The 21,159-nt window shown below is 45.9% G+C and carries 22 protein-coding genes; 8 read left to right on the forward strand and 14 right to left on the reverse strand.

Translation table 11 applies throughout. From position 1 onward, the window contains the following. The first annotated feature begins 49 nt into the window (after positions 1 to 49). Positions 50 to 379 carry a hypothetical protein gene (locus tag MH215_RS00430; RefSeq protein WP_239287033.1) on the forward strand — a complete coding sequence of 110 codons (330 nt, stop codon included), beginning with the start codon at positions 50 to 52 and terminating at the stop codon, positions 377 to 379. Between the two features lie 57 nt (positions 380 to 436). Here the strand turns inward: MH215_RS00430 and MH215_RS00435 are convergent, their stop codons facing one another. From MH215_RS00435 to MH215_RS00460, 6 genes are read right to left on the reverse strand one after another with little or no spacing between them, the layout of a single operon-like run. After that, a complete protein-coding gene (locus tag MH215_RS00435) occupies positions 437 to 1,048 on the reverse strand; it encodes an SMI1/KNR4 family protein (RefSeq protein WP_239287034.1) in 612 nt (203 codons plus the stop codon). A 21-nt stretch (positions 1,049 to 1,069) separates the two neighbouring features. After that, entirely contained in the window at positions 1,070 to 2,371 is a 1,302-nt protein-coding gene (locus MH215_RS00440; protein WP_239287035.1) for a hypothetical protein, read from the reverse strand. 4 nt (positions 2,372 to 2,375) lie between these two features. Then, entirely contained in the window at positions 2,376 to 3,128 is a 753-nt protein-coding gene (locus MH215_RS00445) for an SMI1/KNR4 family protein (protein ID WP_239287036.1), read from the reverse strand. Between the two features lie 50 nt (positions 3,129 to 3,178). Further along, positions 3,179 to 3,736: a hypothetical protein gene (locus MH215_RS00450; protein WP_239287037.1), complete on the reverse strand. Its 558-nt coding sequence runs from the start codon at positions 3,734 to 3,736 to the stop codon at positions 3,179 to 3,181. Next, on the reverse strand, positions 3,733 to 4,389 hold the full coding sequence (locus MH215_RS00455) for a hypothetical protein (protein ID WP_239287038.1): 657 nt from the start codon (positions 4,387 to 4,389) through the stop codon (positions 3,733 to 3,735). The genes MH215_RS00450 and MH215_RS00455 overlap by 4 nt, the downstream gene beginning before the upstream one ends. 32 nt (positions 4,390 to 4,421) lie before the next feature. Beyond that, complete coding sequence (locus MH215_RS00460; protein WP_239287039.1) at positions 4,422 to 5,030, reverse strand: hypothetical protein; 609 nt, start codon at positions 5,028 to 5,030, stop codon at positions 4,422 to 4,424. Positions 5,031 to 5,409: 379 nt separating this feature from the next. Between MH215_RS00460 and MH215_RS00465 the strand changes: the two genes are divergently transcribed. From MH215_RS00465 to MH215_RS00475, 3 genes are all read left to right on the forward strand, one after another. Continuing rightward, positions 5,410 to 6,396, forward strand: coding sequence for a multicopper oxidase domain-containing protein (locus MH215_RS00465; RefSeq protein ID WP_239287040.1), 987 nt, complete (start codon positions 5,410 to 5,412; stop codon positions 6,394 to 6,396). A gap of 48 nt (positions 6,397 to 6,444) precedes the next feature. After that, positions 6,445 to 7,131, forward strand: a complete 687-nt coding sequence (locus MH215_RS00470) for a Crp/Fnr family transcriptional regulator (RefSeq protein WP_239287041.1) — start codon at positions 6,445 to 6,447, stop codon at positions 7,129 to 7,131. Between the two features lie 116 nt (positions 7,132 to 7,247). Then, positions 7,248 to 7,676 (forward strand): YlbF/YmcA family competence regulator, encoded by a 429-nt coding sequence (locus MH215_RS00475; RefSeq protein ID WP_239287042.1) that lies wholly within the window; start codon positions 7,248 to 7,250, stop codon positions 7,674 to 7,676. Between the two features lie 131 nt (positions 7,677 to 7,807). Here MH215_RS00475 and MH215_RS00480 read toward each other — a convergent pair whose 3' ends face one another. Continuing rightward, on the reverse strand, positions 7,808 to 8,533 hold the full coding sequence (locus MH215_RS00480) for a ZIP family metal transporter (protein WP_239287043.1): 726 nt from the start codon (positions 8,531 to 8,533) through the stop codon (positions 7,808 to 7,810). A gap of 173 nt (positions 8,534 to 8,706) precedes the next feature. Next, entirely contained in the window at positions 8,707 to 9,456 is a 750-nt protein-coding gene (locus MH215_RS00485) for a YwiC-like family protein (RefSeq protein WP_343224496.1), read from the reverse strand. A gap of 54 nt (positions 9,457 to 9,510) precedes the next feature. Here MH215_RS00485 and MH215_RS00490 point away from each other — a divergent pair, with 54 nt between their 5' ends. Beyond that, positions 9,511 to 10,212, forward strand: coding sequence for a Crp/Fnr family transcriptional regulator (locus MH215_RS00490; RefSeq protein WP_239287044.1), 702 nt, complete (start codon positions 9,511 to 9,513; stop codon positions 10,210 to 10,212). A gap of 224 nt (positions 10,213 to 10,436) precedes the next feature. Here MH215_RS00490 and MH215_RS00495 read toward each other — a convergent pair whose 3' ends face one another. The 6 genes from MH215_RS00495 to moaA all read right to left on the reverse strand — a co-directional run bounded on the left by MH215_RS00495 (position 10,437) and on the right by moaA (position 19,613). Next, positions 10,437 to 11,948 (reverse strand): nitrate/nitrite transporter, encoded by a 1,512-nt coding sequence (locus tag MH215_RS00495; protein WP_239287045.1) that lies wholly within the window; start codon positions 11,946 to 11,948, stop codon positions 10,437 to 10,439. Beyond that, positions 11,949 to 12,656, reverse strand: coding sequence for a respiratory nitrate reductase subunit gamma (narI, locus tag MH215_RS00500; protein ID WP_056692405.1), 708 nt, complete (start codon positions 12,654 to 12,656; stop codon positions 11,949 to 11,951). Positions 12,657 to 12,670: 14 nt separating this feature from the next. Next, positions 12,671 to 13,327, reverse strand: a complete 657-nt coding sequence (gene narJ / locus MH215_RS00505) for a nitrate reductase molybdenum cofactor assembly chaperone (RefSeq protein WP_239287046.1) — start codon at positions 13,325 to 13,327, stop codon at positions 12,671 to 12,673. A gap of 17 nt (positions 13,328 to 13,344) precedes the next feature. Beyond that, positions 13,345 to 14,817: a nitrate reductase subunit beta gene (narH, locus tag MH215_RS00510; RefSeq protein ID WP_056689708.1), complete on the reverse strand. Its 1,473-nt coding sequence runs from the start codon at positions 14,815 to 14,817 to the stop codon at positions 13,345 to 13,347. Further along, positions 14,807 to 18,523, reverse strand: coding sequence for a nitrate reductase subunit alpha (locus MH215_RS00515; protein WP_275445935.1), 3,717 nt, complete (start codon positions 18,521 to 18,523; stop codon positions 14,807 to 14,809). The genes narH and MH215_RS00515 overlap by 11 nt, the downstream gene beginning before the upstream one ends. A gap of 88 nt (positions 18,524 to 18,611) precedes the next feature. Then, entirely contained in the window at positions 18,612 to 19,613 is a 1,002-nt protein-coding gene (gene moaA / locus MH215_RS00520; RefSeq protein ID WP_239287047.1) for a GTP 3',8-cyclase MoaA, read from the reverse strand. Between the two features lie 316 nt (positions 19,614 to 19,929). Between moaA and MH215_RS00525 the strand changes: the two genes are divergently transcribed. Genes MH215_RS00525 through MH215_RS00535 form a run of 3 tightly spaced genes read left to right on the forward strand, consistent with a single transcriptional unit; the run spans position 19,930 to position 21,147 of the window. Beyond that, the gene (locus MH215_RS00525) at positions 19,930 to 20,163 is read left to right on the forward strand and encodes a DUF2249 domain-containing protein (protein WP_056689699.1); all 234 of its coding nucleotides are present in this window, start codon (positions 19,930 to 19,932) and stop codon (positions 20,161 to 20,163) included. A gap of 17 nt (positions 20,164 to 20,180) precedes the next feature. Beyond that, positions 20,181 to 20,555 carry a hypothetical protein gene (locus tag MH215_RS00530; RefSeq protein ID WP_239287048.1) on the forward strand — a complete coding sequence of 125 codons (375 nt, stop codon included), beginning with the start codon at positions 20,181 to 20,183 and terminating at the stop codon, positions 20,553 to 20,555. Next, a complete protein-coding gene (locus MH215_RS00535) occupies positions 20,542 to 21,147 on the forward strand; it encodes a DUF2249 domain-containing protein (protein ID WP_239287049.1) in 606 nt (201 codons plus the stop codon). The genes MH215_RS00530 and MH215_RS00535 overlap by 14 nt, the downstream gene beginning before the upstream one ends. Positions 21,148 to 21,159 lie beyond the last annotated feature (12 nt).

The raw sequence follows: 21,159 nt of genomic DNA on the forward strand, positions 1-21,159 counted from the left end.
ACTCAGGCATAGGCTGATATCATCATTTGAGTATTGGGAGGCACAAAACATGGCATACGATCCACGCTCTGTTCAGTACCCTGCACCTACAGGGTATCCTTATCCTTATTATCCACCAACTCCGCCGCCACCTTATCCATATCCTTATCCGTACCCACCCTTCTTCCCCATTCCGCTCCCTTATCCAATCGGAGGCGGCCCATGGTGGCACGGTGGTTATCCAGGTGGCGGCTATCCGGGTGGTCCTCACGGTGGAGGACCAGGCGGCGGCTACCCAGGGGGTCCTCATGGTGGGGGACCAGGCGGTGGCTACCCAGGGGGTCCTCATGGTGGAGGATCGGGCGGAGGATTTCACGGTCACCGCTTCTTCCAGTGGTAAAATAACCGATCGCTCACAGACAGGGGCTGCTACACGATGTAGCTCCTGTCTTGTTCGTTAATAATCAATTTCTTCCTTCACATTGAGATTGCGATTGGAAGCTTCAAACAGTTCTTCGAATGATTCGTGAAGATAATAGACAAAATCCGGATCATGCACATACATAATAATCTGACCATACTTACCCTTCTCGGTGGGATCAAAATCCAGCATGATGTACAGTGAACCATCTGCCATCGTTGCAAAGGGTATCCATTGTTTATGGAATAAAAACGGTTTGATCTCAGGGTCAAGCTTGCGAATCTCTTCCTCAGAGTAAAATTCCTCCAACTTTTCATCCACTTCACAAAAGTATTGTTTGGTCTCACGAATTTCATCCAAGGACATTAGATAAAATGGAATACTCCGCTGTTCCTCTGCATCCCCAGGATACAACATATGAAATCCGTAACCACTGCCATTTTTACGTTTATAAAATGCACGAAAATCCGCAGGAAACTTAATACTAAAATCCGCTTCAAATGCCTCCAAACTCTGCTTGGAGGCACCATCGATCTGTTTATACTGTTGGTACAATTCATTAATCTCTTCATCCACCACTTTAACATCTAACAATTGATGCAAAGCATCCATTAACCCGTCGATCCTAGAATGTACATCTAATTTCAACAGAAGTCCTCCTTCTTCGTCCTACCAGCGCAGCGGTTCTTCTCCTCGCCATAACACATACCGCTCGCGTTCACGAATCGTGCCTGTGCCAATGCCGTATTCGTCCATTGCTTTTGAAGTTAAATCAAGGATATGCAGCATGCCACTGTATGTACCTACTGCAAGCTTGGATTGATCAGGCGATACCACGATGGACGAGATCGTACCACCTACAAAATGACGCCATACTTCCTGTCCCTGATTATCCACACAACGCAGATAACCATATGCATCTCCAATCACAATGCCTTGGTGAGTCTCCGCAGAGGCATACACACGTGCATTTTCATCCATAATAGGCCAATCTTCTTTCTTCTCATTGACCTCTACCTCGTCCAGTTTAATCTGGATCGTAACACCATTATAAAAGTGACATGAATTAAACCAAACGCTACGATTATCTTTGGTGAAGATAGCATGATGCGGGTAACTCAATTCCGGATATAACGAATACGTATGATTCTGTTGCCGATCCAGGAGCATGTGGTTACTTACCTGACTGCCAAAGGCAATCCAGCGACCATCCTCTGAAACTGCCGCATGACCCATGTCGATTTGAGTATCTTCCAATTCATATTCTTGAATCTCCGACGGATCAGGATGCAGCAGGGATACTTGAGATTGTTCAATGAGATGAACACCATATGTGGACAAAATAAGAAGAGATTGTCCCTCGTTGAATGGAATTAGCTCTATAAGTGAACGTTCAGGATATTCGCAATCCGCCAGTGACTCGATCTGAGGCAGCGCGTTATGAAGGCTAGACTGAATATCTTCCCAACGATACATAGCAAGCTCTTGGCCTTGTAGCTGACGATCAGGGCTTCGAATGATTCGAATAACTGCTTCATCCGCTAATGCATAATCAATGCCATTCGGGGAGCATCCCGCAAAATGATAATGAGGAGATGCAACTAGTCCTTGTGAATCTGCGGTGTATACAACGCCGTTCTGCGTATGAGCCCCAATATTAAATACAATGCCATCTTGCGCAATAAATCCAACAACTTGCACGGCCTGCATCACAGACTGAAATTGTTCACTCATAGGCCATGAAGCAGGAGGCAATTCAGATCGTAGACGTAGCACATCCCCTTGCGCATTAGCCTGTTTTACCATCTCCCAGACTTCAGTACTAAGACTGGATCGATCATCATTCTCAAGCTCAGATTCATCTGGATTCTCACCAGCCGTACTTTTGCGTACAAATTCATTTACAAGTTGTGCATATCGTCTACCTTCTTGACGCCACTGCTGTGCAATCTTCTCATCTAACCAATTCAAATGATCATTCCTCCACTCCGCCTATAGGAATAGGGCGACAATGATGTGCAATTAAGAACAAATGCAGCTCGTGGTCTCTACCCTCACCTACCGCACCTGTTTCTTCATAGAACATAGCAACTTCTCTACCATAGGCATAATTAAAGCGCAGATAACCACCAATAGATGCCATAAATAACATACATCTATGCTCATTCTCCACTACAGCATTCCATTTGAACTCCTTTTTACAGCATTGCGCCAATTCCAATAAGGAATTACCTTGCTCACCATCCTCAAGATGATAAAATGTGTGGTGCCGTAATTCATTCCATGGTTCATAATAATGCGGAGTTAATGGCTTGTCTTGTTCATAATAACCACAGTATATACGATCCAACAGCTCACTTAATTCTGCACCCTCACAAGCCCACAACGTGATATGTTCATCATGACGCGGAAGCCAAAGCAATCCCTCGACCTGAGGGTGAACTGCCAAGAAGTCTCCATCCACTGAACTTCCGATACTAACGCATTCCTGCAGTTGGTGCTGACTTATTGGTGTCTCTTCCGTATGAATCCAGAAGTCATACTCAACAAAAGGAGCTAGCACGTCTTGATCGGGTCGCTGTATATTCATCCAGCCAGTGTAAGTACCCTCTCCATATTGCTCAAGCCATCTGCGATAGGATGAAGGTAATGAGATGTTATGTTGTTCTTCGAAATGATTCAGTTCTTCAGCAGATAAAGGCTTCATTGCTTGAGATACAATGTACATATGATACATCTCCCTATCATCAGATCATGCTATTCACGTAATAACGTTCCTCATGCCAATTCTTCCTGAACAATCTCCGTTGAGACCCCTTTGCGGTTTGTAATTTGAATGGCAAACGCATCATATCCATTACGCTTGACTAACTCAAAATTCATGTGTTCTCCCGTAATCAGTTCATAGGTTCCATCTTCATGAACATCTTCCCCAAACTCATCATCATATGGAACATTATAGTAGGCGGTTAAGTACACTTCAAAAATATCCTCTCCTTCTACGTCCAGATAAGGACGCAAAGGCCTATTTATAAGTTTATCCTCAGCATACGTCTCACATAGCATGGCATCATATCCATGTTTGGCAGCATCAAATAACAGATAACGTTCTCCAGTTACAGTATGCTCTGCATATACAAGTAATGGTGTCGAATCATGCCAACTTATCAGATCATCATCGATCAAGTCACCATAATAAAAAATATGAAACTTGTCATGACCATCTGGCGTTTGGACTTTTCCATTCCACTCAACTTCATGAGCTTGTTCCTTCTTCAAAGTCAGTACCAACCCCTCGAGATAGGCTGGCCCTTGTTGTACTCCTAATTCATTCATGATCTCGCCTCCGGTTTATGCATACGAATGGAAACAATCTTACGTTCCTCATCCACTGTTAATTGAACATCAATATGAAGTTGATCCCGGAACAACGCCGTTATATTAAGATACGGGTCACGGGCTGCCTTACTGCTTCCATTGCCGTTCGATCGGGTCATGCCTTGATGAATAATGGACTGAACCAGTTTGCCATCGCCTTTGCCTGTTTTTTCATATGTATAGATCAGTTGACCATCGTGATTGAACACCTTCACTATAGGTATGAAGTCATTGGCATTGAGATATTGCTGCTCTTCATTGACATAATTCATTGCGTCAGATGAATAGTTTATTTGTCCCGCCAAATAAGGGTTTGTATCATTCGGCTCAATCTCATATTCTTGGTAGGCTAATTGAAACAAATTTTGAAGACCACTTGCATCAATACGATAGTAAAATTGACGGTTCTCCTCAGCTTTGTCCATCGCAGCATAACCATTAATTAGTGGCCAAGTTGCATAAGATTTGCCGTTCACTTCAATAGCTAAGGCATAATCTGACAGCACTTTCTCTTTCTGAAAAACACCATAACTTTGCATGATAAAAAATGCTGGAATACATAACATAGCAAAAATAAAAACAAAAATAGACAGTGATACTCTTTTTTTCATTAGTAAACCTCCACCACAATATCTCTTGCAAGTTATCCTGTTTTATACTGCAGCTTCGTTAGTGTTCGAACAACCTGCTCTCGATTCTTAGCATTTTTCATATAAGCAGGGATCGCATGCGAGGCCGTTTTCATAGGCGAATTGGCAGGTTTCACTCGCAAATCTGCAGAGACATAAGCAATGAGATAATTCAAATGCTCGCGATTGACTGCCCAGACGTGCTTGCCTCTTACCTGATCGAGAAAGTACAGCTCCATACCAAAGATCGATTCTCGCCCTTCCCGAATTTCTGGATAATACCCTCGATGTGTCTCTCGACGATACAACAGAGCTTGATTGACTTTACCACAATGTGGGCATTCCACATGCGCTGATTGATGAGGTGTTCTTTTCTCATCCGTGACTTGCACATTGAACCATCGTTCACATAAGACACAACTTCCCTTGGCATCATAACGATAGTTTGGTTCTTCCGCACCTTGAGCATAACAATTGGAACACGCCCACACCAACCGATCATCTGACTTAGAAATAACCGCATGCCCACCACATTCCTTACATTTAACGTCGATCTGCTTCCCCCGATGAAGTAGATAATAAAAATTGTACTTATATGCACCTTCATCTTCGAAACGTTTCATTTCACTTCCACCTTTCACCAATTCTCATTCTAAATTATATGTAACTCAGCTACGTAGTACAAGAAACGCCCTCTTCTATTTCAACTTTTTCTCTTTCTATGACTCAAGTGTGTTTCGTATCACACCCGTCCTGATTGCATTTATGTAATCTATATATAAAAGAAAGATAATACTTCAAATTTTGTGAATTAAATCACTAGAATGCGTCTGAGAACTCCGAAGGACGCAGATTTCGCCGGATTTTTGTTCCAAGCAAGGAAGGTTTCTGCAGGCGTGCCGAGGCACGTCAAGGAGAACTGACGCGGCACGGGGCGAAAAGGTGGTGAAAGATGCACTTCAGAGCGTTTTGAGACACATCCTAAGATAAGGTCGTGTTCCCATGTTCTCTATACTCCATGTAATGAAATTGTCGTTGGTATTTGTCATTTTCACAGCTACTCTCGCCCACTGTAGTTCAGACTCCGTCAAGCCTGATCATCACACTGTAGAAACGACAACTCGAATCAGTCAAGAACCTGTCGATCCAATAATTAGACGCGAAGGGACGAACGTATACATTGAGATGACTGCTCAAGTCACCGATATCGAAATTTCCAAAGGCGTTATGTACAATGCTTGGACATTCAACGGAACCGTACCTGGCCCAGTCCTACGAGTAACTGAAGGAGATACACTAATTTTCACTTTGAAAAATAAAGATGCCAGCATGCCTCATTCCATGGATTTTCATGCTGTGCATGCTGCACCGAGCAGCAAATTTATTGATGTAATGCCCGGTGAGGCAGGAACATTCACATATCCTACATCCTCCCCTGGTGTATTCATGTATCACTGCGGAACGCAACCCGTTCTCGCTCATATTGCGAACGGCATGTATGGCATGATTATTGTTGAACCGAAGGCGGGATATCCTTCTGATCATCTGGTAGATCGGGAATATACCTTGGTTCAGAGCGAGTGGTACAAAGAACACGACTATGATGCTTTTATGAATGCAGAACCTAATTATGTTGTATTTAATGGCAATGACTATGGGCTAAAAGAACAGCCTTTACTAGCCCAAGTTGGTGATACAGTTCGAATCTATGTAAGTAATGTTGGGCCAAACGAAGTCTCATCCTTCCATATTGTCGGTACCATTATGGATCGTGTCTACACAGACGGCAATCCACGCAATATTCAATACGGCATACAGACCGTTATGCTACCCGCCAGCGGAGGTGCTGTCGTCGAATTTACGGTAACCGAAGAAGGCGATTATCCTATTGTAACGCACCAATTCAACCATGTTGCCAAAGGGGCATCTGGGGTTCTCCGTGTGACGAAGGACGGTACAGACCATGGTGGACCAGCGATGACACATTGAAGCAAGACATTTCGAACCCATTCTAAACCAATCGAGGTGTTTCACAAAATGATATGTGCACACGAAGATCAGGATGCCTGTTTCTCCAAAGTATCCCTGTTCCAACATCTTGACCCGGCGGATTCCGAATTGCTGCTTTCTCTACTTCACTCTCGGCAATATAACAAAGGGGATTATATCGTCCAGGAAGGTGAGCGTTCAGATACGCTATATGTGGTTCATCAGGGGTGTGTGAAACTATCTAAATACACGGAGAATGGCAAAGAGCATATTGTTCGTTTCCTTTTCCCCGGAGATTTCTTCGGACAAGATGCCCTGCTTCACCAGAAACCACATCCTGCAAATGCGGAGGTTCTAGAGCCCTCTTCCATCTGCTCGATGAACAAACATGACTTTGATCAATTGCTCGAACATGATCCAAAGCTTGCTTATCATTTTCTACTTGCTGTCTCTGAGCTGCTGCGTGATACAGATGAATGGAACATTTCTCTTAGCGCGCTGACAACTGAACAGAAGATCGCCAAGCTGCTGTTGTATTTTCATAGTCGGAATCATGCACAGCATGAGATTCGTTTGCCTGTCTTCAAAAAAGATATGGCTCTGCTGCTCGGGATTACTCCCGAGACGCTTAGTCGTAAGCTTACCGTTATGCAGACACAAGGGCTCTTGCAGGTTACAGGAAACTGCATTCTCATCCTTCAATTAGAACAGCTCAAGGAGAAGTTACTACACTGAATAATAGAAGATTTGCGATTCAAACAAGTAATCTATTTCACATGGAATGTGAGTAACGTCACAGTATGCTGTTACATTCCATTATACAGTTAAGAAAAGATCAGGAGGTTGACCACATGAGTATAAATACTGTTGTAAAATTAGATAAACAGCTTATTATGCACAAAATGCAAGAGCTATGCTCACTTCTACTGCAGGACGAGGGCTACAAAGAAATGCGTGACATGATTGATGAGTTTGCCGCGGATGAACAAGCGACAACCCAATATGAACGTTTTATGGAGAAACATCAAGCATTGGAAGAAAAAGAACGGCAAAATATCGAATTGTTGGATTCCGAGATTAAGGTGTATGAAGAGGAAGAGCGTGCGCTGTACGATAACCCTCTCATTCGTCGATTTATCTATGCACAACGTGAATTCAGTCAATTGCATCAGCAGATCAGCAACTATTTTACAAAGTCTGTTGAATTGAACCGCTTGCCTGAATCGAAAGAACTCGGCAAAGAAGCTTGTGGCTGCGGCGGAAGCTGCTCTGGTCACTAATTTCCCGTTAGCTTCGATCTGAATTAACCTGCAAAAAGAGTATCCAAAACTCAGAATGATTCTGAGAGGATACTCTTTTTTTTAGTTGATTTAACGTATTAGAGTTTGACGGAAACTGAGCATTTACAGAGTTATATACCCAACAACAAGGACACAAGCAATCCCATCGATGCGATCAACCCTACAATAGGGCCTCCTTCTTCAAAAGCCTCAGGCATCATCGTTGAGCAGAGCATGGCTATAATACCTCCTCCAGCAAAAGCACCGATTGCTGCCCCCATCTCCTTCGGAAGCTGTTCCATAAACAGATACCCGCCCAAAGCGGCAAGTGCAGAGATTAGCAGTACACCGAGCCACATCAATAGAATTTTGCCTTTGCTATACTTGCTGTTCTTCAGCCCCGCCGTACTGGATAATCCTTCAGGAATATTGCTGACAAAAATAGATACCACCAGCACCACACTGACACCATTACCTGCCAGCAAACTGGCACCCAGCATGATCGATTCGGGAATCGCATCCATCACCGTACCGGCAAAAATCCCCAGTCCGCTTTGCTGACTTGAATCTTTCTTGCTGGAACGTTTACGATCTGACCCACCCTTGGCCGAGATAAGCACATCAAACAGGGTATATACCAAGGCTCCTGTGGTAAAACCGATAGCCGTTGGCAGTATACCTCCATCGTTTAATGCGTCTCCAAGAAGCTCAAACGTAGCAGCACCAATCAGCGTGCCCGTCCCAAAGGCCATAATCCAGCCGATGACCCTTTTCGGAATCTTCATAAATAATGCTGCAAGTGCACCGATCACAACCGCTGAGGCGGAGATGCCGCCCCACATCAATGCAGTCCACATCCGGGCTCGCCCCTCTCTTGTTCCAGATTGTTTTATCTCCCATTAACCCTTGCTGCCAGATCAAAAACAAACTACGGAACGTGTGGACTTCATTTTTAAATAACAATCCAATGACGGTGTGACCTATATCACCTGATGTGCACTTAAATCACGTTATGATAAAATGATGTGATTCACAGCAGGATGAACCAGAGCAGGAACTGTACCGCTCCAATAATTTCGATGATCCCCACCTTCATGGGACGCATGGTTTTACCTGCATATCGAAATGCTCGCACAGCGGAATAGACATAGGCCAGCCCCATCCATGGATACCCAACTGCAGCCGGAATGAACAGCAGTACAACATGGACAAGACGTGACAACCTGATCCAGCGCGGATTGCTGCGTTCCCGAAAGACGGATTTCACAAAGAACGTACTTCCTGTAAAATGTAAAAAGGAAAACAACACAACGATGGCCATGCCGTAGTCCCATTCACCGCTGCCAATCAGATAAGCTGCCGCTCCGCCCAGAGAGAAGACCAGCATTGCACATAGATCATTGGTCAATGACCTTTCGGCCTTATGTCTCACATGCCAGATGTTAACCAAGAGCAGTCCCACCAACATGGGGCCAAACCATAACAGCGATGATTGACCAATGACGGCCGGAATGAGACAGACTAAGGCTATTGTGCCGTATATGGCTGCCCATTTATATAAGAGCTGCCGATTCGCGTTTCTTTTGAGCGATTGCAGCAAAGGATAAGCGGTCAGATACAAGCCAAGCCAGGCAAAGAACAGCGGCAGATGAAGCCACTGGGGGCTGCTTGCTGCCACACCAACGAGAAAAGGTACGCTGACCATCGCCCACCCACCATGTTCATGGGGAATTACGATTGGTTTAGCGTTTGTACTTCCATTGCTTTTCAATTCAATCACGACCTCCTATCAGGTTTATCAATACAAAAAGCTTCACAGAGAGGATGAACTTGTATGACCAGGGTAAATAAAGAGAACGCAGCAGAATTTCTGCAGCAATTCCCTATTTTTCAGGATCTGAGCCCCGAAGAGTTAAAACAGGTTGAAGAAATTGCTATATCCCGAAGCATCAACAAAAAGACAGTGATCTTTAGTGAAGGCAGTGAAAAAGAAGCCGTGTTCTTCATTCGTACCGGTATTGTCAAAGCTTACAAAACGGATGAGAACGGACATGAACAGATCGTATCCTTTCTAAAAACAGGGGATATGTTTCCTCATACCGGATTTTTCAACGCGCATCCCTATCCCGCTACCGCTGTTGCGATCACACCGTCAAGCCTGCTGGCGATACCCGTCAGACACTTTGAACGGCTCATGCTAAGCACACCTGCAATTGCCATCAAAATCATGCGTGTACTCGGCGATAAAATACGCGAATTACAAGATAAATTACAAGTGCTTTCCGGTCAGGATGTGCGTAATCGTGTGCTCTCCTTTCTTCTCATGCTTGCGGAGCAGCATGGTCAGCAGCAAGCGGATAAGATCGTCATCAATCTGCCCATGACACACCAGGAGTTTGCTAATTCGATCGGAACGACAAGGGAGACAGCCAATCGACTGCTGAACCAGCTCGCAAAAGATGAGTTACTTGAGGTTGATCGTAGCCGCATCATCATTCACAACCTGCAAGCTTTAAAAGAACAGCGAGACGCTTGAGCATAACGGCAAGATGGCTCTCTGCATCTTGCTTCTTCTTGCTGTTATGCACAATCACAGCTCAGCGTTAAGCCAAATTCATCAGGGAAGATAATCGGTTCCTCTGTGTATTGAAACTGTCGCTTGTGCAAAAAGAGACCTTAACTACTGTAAATCAAGTTAAGGTCTCTTGCTGTATGTTGGATCACTTTTTTCAATAACTCTGTCTCTTAACCATGAATTGCTTAGGCAATCGTTAGATCAGGTTTACTCATATCACTGAACATACCCGCGTAATATTTGACTTCCCCTGCTTCATTACGGATTGCTGTAATACTAAGCCATTCCTGATAAAGCTCACCATTTTTCTTGCGATTCCAGATCTCGCCCTGCCAGTATCCTTTTTCACGAAGTTCCTGCCATAACTGGTCATAAAACTTCTTATCCTGCTTGCCAGACTTCAGCATGCTTGGCTTCTGTCCTACTGCTTCTTCAGCCGTGTAGCCTGTAACCGCCGTAAAGGCTGGGTTCACAGAACGAATAACACTGTTCGTATCCGTCACCAGAATCGCTTCAATGGTATTCTCCAAAATGCTAGCAGACAGTTGGAGCTTCTCTTGATAGAACATCCAGATAACCAGCACGAGACTTACCAGTGCAATCTGGGACAGCGCCATAAATCCAATTGCGTAATGACCCGTCATACTGTACAGCAACGTCAGCATCAATGGAGGGAAGAAGCCGCCCAAACCACCCATTGCTGAGATCATCCCGTTAGCGATACCTGCTTGTTTGACGAAATACATCGGCACTAATTTGAAAATTGTACCGTTACCTGTTCCCGCGCAGAGCGCGACAGTTAGACAGCCAACCGTATAGATATAGAAGGATGGCGCGAACGATAATACAATCGCGGCAACGGTCAATCCGCCGAAAACAAACATCAATATTTTGAATGGGTTAAACTTGTCACCTAGCCATCCGCCAACCGGACGCATAATCGTTGCCACCAAGATGAACCCAGCTGTGCGAAGTCCCGCATCAACCTTATCCATCTGGAAGTTGGTAACGAGGAAGTTAGGCAGATATACTGTAAATGCAACAAATGAACCAAACGTTAGAAAATAGAACAAACATAGCAGCCACAGTTTATTGTTTCGCGATACCGCCTTTAACTGCTGCATCAGGGGAACATTAACACGTGTTTCCTTTTTGTCCCCAAGAACAAAATTCAGTGCCGCCATCCCGAGTAGCAAAATACTGTATAGCAATACCGTCGTAGACCATCCCACACGATCTGCGATTAACGGTGCCCCGAATGCAGACAACGCCGTTCCGAGGTTACCAATTCCATAGATCCCGTTAACAAAACCATGACGTTCTTTCGGATAATACTTTGGTAGCGAGGTTACTCCGACAGAGAACACGGCTCCACCAATCCCGAGGAAGAAGCCACCAATAACCAGATCACTGAATGATGTTGCACGACTGACCCACCATACCGGAGCAAGTAATAACACAAAGCTGATCATGAAAATGTTACGTGCCCCGTACCGGTTCGTCCAATAACCAATTGGAATACGAGCAATCGATCCGATCAAGACAGGAATAGCTGTCGCCCAAGCAAGCTGGGAAGAAGTAAGCGCGATATCCTCTTTGATAAACGGCATGAGGGATGACAAGATTACCCATACCATAAAGCCAAGAACAAGACTTGTCGTTTGCAAGGGCAGTTGGATTTTTCCTTTTTGCTGCATTTACATCGCCCTTTCCTTTTGTTGTTCCTGATTCGGATACACGGCTCCGTCTCTTCTGCGATACAGCACATAGCTACGTCTCAGATATCCGAGTGGCATGCTCAGCATGTGCACCAGACGTGTGAATGGAAATACACTGTACAGTACAAATGTGAGCAAGATATGAACCTTAAAGTTCATTGGCACCGTCTGCATCAGAGTCGGATCAGGCTGGAATACGAGCAGACCACGAATCCATGGATTAATAGTTGTACGATAATCAAATCCACTATGATTAACCGCATTAGCCGATGTTGCCAGAATGCCGGTTACAATGACAATGATTAACATAGCCAGTGCCACCCAATCCCCGACGCTGCTTGTTGCCCGTACTCTGCGAGCTGTGTACCGGCGTACCAGCAGAATAACCAATCCGGTAAATGCGATAATACCAGCCGGTAATCCGCCGAACACAGCGCCCATATGGTACGCTTCGTCACTTAAACCGATCCAATGATAAAATTCAATCGGTACAAGCAGTCCCGCAATATGTCCACAGATGACGGCGAAAATGCCGATGTGAAAGAGTAAACTTCCCCATCGTAGCATACGTTTCTCCAGCATTTCACTAGATTTGGATGTCCAGCTAAATGGATTGGTTACATATCTCCAGATGGTCGCCGTGATACAAAACACAATGACCATGTACGGGAGAGCACCCCATAACATTAATTCCAGTGTACTCACCGATTGCCCCTCCTCATCAGCTCAACGATCTCGTTCAGACCGCCCAGCGGTTGTTTCTGTTCTTCTTTGCTTGGTTCAGGTACGTCCGAAACAGACGGCTCGGGCATCACCTGTAACATGAGCGTAAGGAGCGGTCCGTATGGACTGTTTTGTCCTGCGATACTTTCGGTCATCGTGACCAGCGCTTTATGGCAGGTATCCAGAACTCCGATTGCATCTTTCTCCGGAGCCTCGGCAATGAATTCAAGCACCATTGGTAAATAATCCGGCAGCTCGCTGGCTTCCATATAGAAACCAGCCGCTTCATATCTACGCTTCAAATCAATAAGTGCCGGTCCGCGATCTCGCTCATCACCGTGCAAAGCATAGGTGAGATAAAGATTTGATTTTTTATCAAAATCAAACGCACGTACATAAGAATCCTGCCACCCAATGGCATCTACAGCCTGTGCATCTCTCGTGAAGGTTAACACGATCCGCTTCACTTCTTCCTCAGAGATCGAAAGAACGGCTTCTTGCACCCCAGGTAGTCCCTCTCTCCACTCGGTATCAGGGTATTGCAGCAGATAGGAGATCAGTTTACAGACCATTCTTCTCATTTCCGGTTCATAAACCTGTTTCACGATAGTTTCTGTATTTGTATCACTTGTCATCGTTGTTGTCTCCTCTCCTATGAGAATACGCCGCAAGAACCTGGGCCGCCTGCAAAGTCAAGGCCACAGCTTCCTTGTTCACTGAATAGATCTGCCACTTCCTCACGGTGAGCTGGTGGAATCACAAAGCGGTCATCGTATTTCGCAATAGCCAGTAAACGATACATATCTTCAACTTCCTGCGCACTCATGCCAACCAGATCCAGCAATTCGGACTCACTCGCTTTACCAGTTTGCTGGTTACGCATGTGAATCCGCATCACAGCCATTTTGCGTAGTACTTCACGAATACGTCCTGTATCTCCAGCAGTAAGCAGGTTCGCCAAGTATTCAACTGGAATACGCATGTTATCAATAGCTGGGAAGATATCATTAGCATCAAGCGAACTTCCTTGGCCTTCTACCCGGTTAGTGATCGGACTCAGCGGCGGAATGTACCATACCATCGGCATCGTGCGGTATTCAGGGTGAAGTGGAAGTGCGATTTTCCAGTCAATAACCATTTTATAGATTGGAGACTGCTGCGCTGCAATAATCCAGTCCTCCGGTATGCCTGCTGCACGTGCTTCACGAATAACTTCAGGATCATTCGGATCTAGGAAAACATCCATTTGTGATTCATACAGATCCTTTTCATTCTCTACTGAAGCCGCTGCTTCAATACGGTCTGCATCATAGAGCATCAGGCCGATATAACGGATACGTCCAACGCAAGTTTCAGAGCAGATCGTTGGTAGACCCGCTTCAATACGTGGGAAGCACAGTGTACATTTCTCAGCTTTGTTCGTCTGCCAGTTGAAATATACTTTTTTGTACGGGCAGCTCGACACACAGAATCTCCATGCTCGGCAAGCATTCTGGTCTACAAGCACAATGCCGTCCTCCTCCCGTTTGTACATGGCTCCTGATGGACAGGAAGAGACACAGGACGGGTTCAGACAGTGTTCACAGATCCGCGGCAGGTACATCATAAATACCTGTTCAAAATCCATTTTGATAGATTCCTCGACACCCTTCATGTTCGGGTCTTCCATCCCTGTTATATGGGCACCGGCGAGATCATCTTCCCAGTTCGGACCCCATTCGAGATTCATATACTCTCCGGTAATTTGGGATTTTGGTCTTGCAACGGGTTGGTGTTTCTTCTCCGGACTATTGGTCAATTTTTCGTAATCATAGGTCCAAGGCTCATAGTAGTCGTCAATCGTTGGCTGATCCGGGTTATGAAAAATGTTAAGCAAACGTCTTGCACGTGTACCAGATTTCAGTTCCAGCTTGCCATTTTTCATCTCCCAGCCGCCGCGGTAACGCTCCTGATCCTCCCATTGTTTTGGATAACCGACACCTGGTTTTGTTTCGACATTGTTAAAATACATGTACTCTGCACCTGGACGATTCGTCCAGGTGTTTTTGCATGTTACGCTACATGTATGGCAGCCGATACATTTGTCCAGATTCATGACCATACTGACTTGTGCTTTAATCTTCAAGCCAATCCACCTCCTGCAGTTTTCTAATGATGACATTCAGGTCACGCTGGTTGCCTGTCGGGCCATAATAGTTGAAGCCATAACTTAACTGAGCATATCCACCGATCATATGTGTTGGCTTCACGTGAATACGAGTCGGACTGTTATGTGTACCGCCGCGTGTCTGTGAAATTTTCGTCCCCGGAACGTTAATGTGGCGATCCTGGGCGTGATACATAAAGGCTACTCCGCGAGGAATACGATGTGTAACTACTGCTCTTGCCACAACGACCCCGTTACGGTTGAAACATTCGATCCAGTCGTTATCCACTAGACCCGCTTCCTCAGCATCCTCATGGTTCATCCAGATCGTTGGGCCACCTCGGAACAAGGTCAACATCGGCTGTGCATCATAGTACATACTGTGGATGGACCACTTGTTATGCGGAGTCATGTAGTTCAGCACGATTTCCTTGCCGCCCTCAATCGGACGCTTACTGTTTGGATGGAACGGTGTATGTTTCAGCACGGGTTTGAAGGTAGCCAGTGTTTCACCGAACTCGCGCAGCATCGCATGGTCGATGTAGAACTGCTGTCTGCCCGTTAATGTACGCCATGGAATCAATCGTTCTACGTTGGTCGTGAACGGTGAATACCGGCGTCCGCCTTTTTCCGATCCGCTGAATGCAGGCGAGGTAATGACCGTTTTCGGTTTGGAAGTAATCTCGTCAAAGGTAAAGCATTCCTCAGATCGTTCTTCAGCCAGATCTTTTAGATGCAACGCGGTTTTTTTCTCCAGTGATTCCCACGCTCGCACAGCCATTTTACCGTTCGTGGTTGTGGACAATGTCAGGATCGCCTCCGCAACATTTCGATCTGAGCTAATATCTGGACATCCTTGTCCAACACCATCTTTACGGTTGACACCCAGGATACCTTTGAGTTTCTCGTACTCTTCACTCGCAGACCATGAGATCCCTTTCGTACCAATCGGTTTATCCTTCACATTAGGCCCGAGACTGATCATTTTGTTATAGACCGCAGCATAGTCACGTTCAACCACCTGAATGTGCGGCATCGTTTTACCTGGAATGGCTTCACATTCACCTGCGCTCCAGTCTTTAATCTCACCATACGGCTGAGCCAGCTCATCCGGTGAATCATGCAGTAGTGGTGTAGCCAGAATCTCCTTCTGCGGACCATCGAACTGCTGTTCTGCCATTTCGGAGAACACACGTGCAATCTCCTTGAACGTATCCCAGTCAGAGCGGGATTCCCACTGCGTAGCTACCGCCGGGTTGAACGGATGCACAAACGGGTGCATATCCGTACTGCTCAAATCGCTTTTTTCATACCATGTTGCTGCTGGCAGTACGATATCTGAATACATTGCTGTACCTGCCATGCGGAAATCCATATTGACCATAAGATCAAGCTTGCCTTCAGGAGCCTCATCTACCCACTCCACATGCTCTGGACGAAGTCCATGATCATCATCATTAAGCAATCCGTTTGTTGCACCAAGCAAATGCTTGAGGAAGTACTCATGTCCTTTGCCTGAGCTTGAGATCAGGTTTGCTCTCCAGACAAACAGCACACGTGGGAAGTTCGCTGGATCATCCGGCTGCTCAATCGAGAATTTAAGATTTTTATTTTGTAATTCCGTTGCCACATATGCGCCGATCTCTTCCTTCGTTGTTGCCCCAGCATCTAGTGCATCCTGATGCAAATCAATCGAGTTACGGTTAAATTGTGGATAAGATGGAAGCCAGCCCATGCGTGCAGCCATGACATTATAGTCGGCAACGTGCTGGAATCGCGGATCACCTTCAAGTGCAGAGGTTAGCTCTCCGACTTGAGTTTCCTCGTATCTCCATTGATCTGTTGCAAAGTAGAAGAACGATGTTCCGTTCTGCAGACGTGCAGGTCCAGCCCAGTCACGAGCAAAGGCAATCGTCTGCCAGCCTTCCGCAGGACGCAGCTTCTCTTGACCTACATAGTGAGCCCAGCCACCCCCGTTAACCCCCTGACAGCCTGTCATCAGAAGCAGGTTGATAATGGCACGATAGATGACATCGGAGTTGTACCAATGGTTGATCCCGGCACCCATAATAATCATGGAGCGGCCTTGCGTATCAACTGCATTTTGTGCAAACTCACGTGCGATTTGAACGACGGTATCCCGGTCAACTCGGGTAATTTTCTCTTGCCAAGCTGGTGTAAATGGTTTGTCCTCTTCAGCTTCCAGAACGACTCCTGTTACGATTTCAGTAGAGTCTGCTGAACGTGTCATTTCACGATCAACACCATACTTCGCCAGCACGAGATCGTATACCGACGTAACGGTAATCCAACGATCTTCAACCCAGATGCGGCGCACTGGGATTTGACGCTCCATTACATGACTTCCTTCATCATCGAAGTAAGGCAGATGCACGGTTACGAGATCATGATGCACTCCGAGCATGGATAGTCTTGGATCGATCGGCTCGCCGGTATCCACCTGTTCCATTTTGAGATTCCACGTACCTTCTTCACCCCAACGGAAGCCCATACTCCCTTTTGGAATAGCATAAGTGCCGGAGTTTTCATCGTATACAAGGGTTTTCCATGCCATATTGTTGCCTTGGATGCCCAGGTCTTCACCAAGCAAGAATCGGCCTGCAATGTTTACGCCATCCTTCTCTTCGACAATCAACAAATTCGGGAAGTCCGTATATTGCTTCGCATAGGACATGAAGTAATCTGTAGGATGATCCAGATAAAATTCTTTCAGAATGATGTGCCCCATAGCCATTGCAAGAGCGCCATCTGTTCCTTGTTTCACGGACATCCATGTATCTGCAAACTTCACATATTCCGCATAATCCGGACTGATGGATACTACTTTTGTTCCCTTATAACGTGCTTCTGCGAGGAAGTGAGCATCCGGTGTACGTGTCATTGGCAGGTTAGAACCCCAAACTAAAATGTATCCAGAGTTATACCAATCACTGCTCTCCGGCACGTCCGTCTGATCTCCCCAGATTTGCGGGGATGCCGGCGGCAGATCCGCGTACCAGTCATAGAAACTAAGCAATGGTGAACCTACCAAAGATAAGAAACGTGATCCGGCAGCATAACTGACCATGGACATCGCTGGAATTGGCGAGAAACCAATGATACGGTCAGGGCCGTAATCTTTGATCGTATGAATCACGGAAGCAGCAATAATTTGTGTCACTTCGCCCCATGAAGCACGAACCAGTCCGCCTTTACCGCGTACCGACTTGTATCTTTTCACTTTGACTGGATCATTCGAAATACTTGACCACGCCTGTATGGGATCACCATGAGTTTTCAGCGCCTCACGCCACATTTCCAGAAGCGCACCACGCACGTAAGGGTGCTTCACCCGTAATGGGCTGTATAGATACCATGAGAAGCTTGCTCCACGCGGACATCCACGCGGTTCAAAATCAGGCATATCCGGCCCGGTAGATGGATAATCTGTCGCCTGCGTTTCCCATGTCACAATGCCGTCTTTCACATAAATCTGCCAACTACATGAACCCGTGCAGTTAACGCCGTGTGTGGAACGCACCACTTTATCATGCTGCCAGCGTCGACGATACACGTCTTCCCAGTCCCGGTTTACCGGGGACATCTCACTCCAGCCTTCCGCGTTTTTTTCACGTTTGGCAAAATACTTCAGTTTGCCCATCCAGGGCATGCTTTTGCTGCTCATTGTTGTCCTCCCACAAATGTGACCTGTTGATGCGATTTCGCACCTGAAATTGAGTCCGTAACCTAAACTGAATTCGAAGCTTCTCTTGCTATCCTCCGATCTGCGACATATGCCGCAGCGTAGGTGTTCCGTCAATCTGCTGCCCTTTTAAGGCTTTTACCATGTCATGAGTTTCAGGTTTAGAGCCGAGCGCCTTGTAAAACAGATCCTGTACCGCCTTGTCGTCGCCAACGAGCGGGCGAACATTGTACTCATCCGACCAGTACAGACACGGTTTAATGTTGCCGTCGGCTGTTAACCTGAGCCTGTTGCAGCTTCCACAGAAATGACTGCTGACCGGATGAATCAGACCAAACGTTCCAGCTGCTCCAGCGATTCGGTAACTATCTGCCGGACCATTGCCGTACACATCACCACAGCTTTCGTAGTTCCACTTGTCTCCACAAGTCTTCAGCACATGTTCAAGCGGCATATAACTTGACTTCCAGCTACTCCCACTATCACCGATGGGCATGTACTCAATAAATCGAATATCAATCGGAGCCTCCAGTGTCATGCGCAGAAAGTCCTCAACCTCATCGTCATTTACACCTTTCATCAGTACAACATTTAGCTTGATCGGCTGAAAGCCAGCCTTTTGGCTGGCTTTGATACCTTCCAGCACACGATCTACCTTGCCGCCTCGTGTAATACGCGCGAATCGCTCCGGCTTGAGCGAATCCAAGCTAATGTTGACCCGAGTTAATCCCGCTGACTTGAGTCGATCTGCATAAGCTGCCAGATAGATGCCATTGGTTGTCAATGCGATATCTTCAATCCCTGGAATAGCGGATAACATCGCAATAAGTTGATCCAGCCCCTTACGAACCAGAGGTTCTCCCCCAGTCAAACGCAATTTCCGAATACCCAGTGGAGCAAGCGCCTTGACGATCGACGTGATTTCTTCATAAGACAGGATTCGTTCCGTCGGTTCAAACTGCATCCCTTCTTCTGGCATGCAATACACACAGCGCAGATTACAACGATCTGTAACCGAAATCCGCAAGTAGTCATGAACTCTGCCAAACGGATCCATTAATTTTGATTCCATACACGTACCTCCCTTCTCTAGGGTGCTGTCTTTATTAAGCTGAAGGAGGGAACTTGCTTCCTCTCATCAATTGTCATCTTGGTGCTAAATATAAGGATGTCTCGCTCGCCTAACTGTGCAAAATATCACAAGAAGTGAAACATAACGCACACCTGCACATTTATAAAATCGCCGCAACCCCTTTCCAAACAGGATTCTCTTTTAAATAAGGCAAGATTATGACAATAGGAAATGTGAGCCTGCTCACACAGCCCCTTCTTTTCATTTTCTATAATCAAATTGCAGCACCACACTAACCCACTTGGAGGAATGAACCATGAACACATATGCAGCTACTATTAATGCTACTGAGTACCCACCTCATCTGAAACATAAAATCATTTTCGAAACTTTCGATCAATTGCAACCGGAAGAGGCGATGCTACTCATTAACGATCACGATCCGAAACCTTTGCGCTTCCAGTTCCAATCTACACACCCTGAAGGCTTTGATTGGGAGTACATTGAACAAGGACCTACCACGTTCCAGGTCAAGATTAGCAAACGATAGATTGGAGATGAGCAGCCATGCCGCAAGTTGATATCATAAATGACACTACACTTCGCATCACGCTTCGGCTGGAAGATGCGACGACCATGATTCAGATGGCGCAACAGAATCAAGCGGAATATGCACAAGAGATCATTACGATTTATGAAAAAATGCCAGTCTTTGAATATACACACTTTTGTTTTTACGCTTATGATAGTGCAAGGCTTTTTGAGCGATTGTTAGGTATGGATCCTAAGGCATATCTGTCCTTCTCTCTGGATGCGCCGGAGTCATTCTTTTATGCGCTGTACGGCGGAATGGCTGCTCTCTATGAGTCATCACAACATTTGCTCGAACAGGCCAATCTAGCTGGTACGGGATCGGATGTGAACGCACATGTCTCCAACTGATGTCAATATTGTTGAATTGGATGTCCGGCCTCATTTAAGTAAAAAGCTGGAGCCCTTCCAACTCATTATGGATACGGTAAAAGGCCTTCAACCTGAGGATGTGTTTGTACTTCATGCTCCATTTAAGCCAACGCCGCTACTTGGCATTCTCAAATTGAAAGGATACTCCAACTCCTCTGAACGAAAGGGCTCGGATCACTGGGTCACTACTTTCGTTCACAAGAAAAACAAAAAGGGCGCAAAAGCATTATCTGCGCAGCAGCTTGAGCATGATGAGACTACTCTTGATGTGTCGCCAGCATCAGATGAAGAAGCATGTCAAGGACGACCTGAAGCAGTTGCCGTTGCATTGGAAGGTGACGAACAGCCAAAGGCTGCAACCATAATGCTTGATAATCGCGGATTAGAACCGCCTCAACCGATGATGCGCACGCTTGCTGCACTCGAGCGTTGCAAGCCTGGAGATGTTGTTCTCATTCACAACGATCGCGTTCCCGTGTTCTTAATAGAAGAGTTAAACAATCTAGGTTGTCCATATACGATTGAGGATCAAGCGGACGGTACGGCGAAAGTCAGAATTGAAAAAGGGTAAGGAGGCGAAAGC

This window comes from Paenibacillus sp. ACRSA, from assembly GCF_022346845.1.
In the GTDB taxonomy this organism is placed as follows: Bacteria; Bacillota; Bacilli; order Paenibacillales; family Paenibacillaceae; genus Paenibacillus.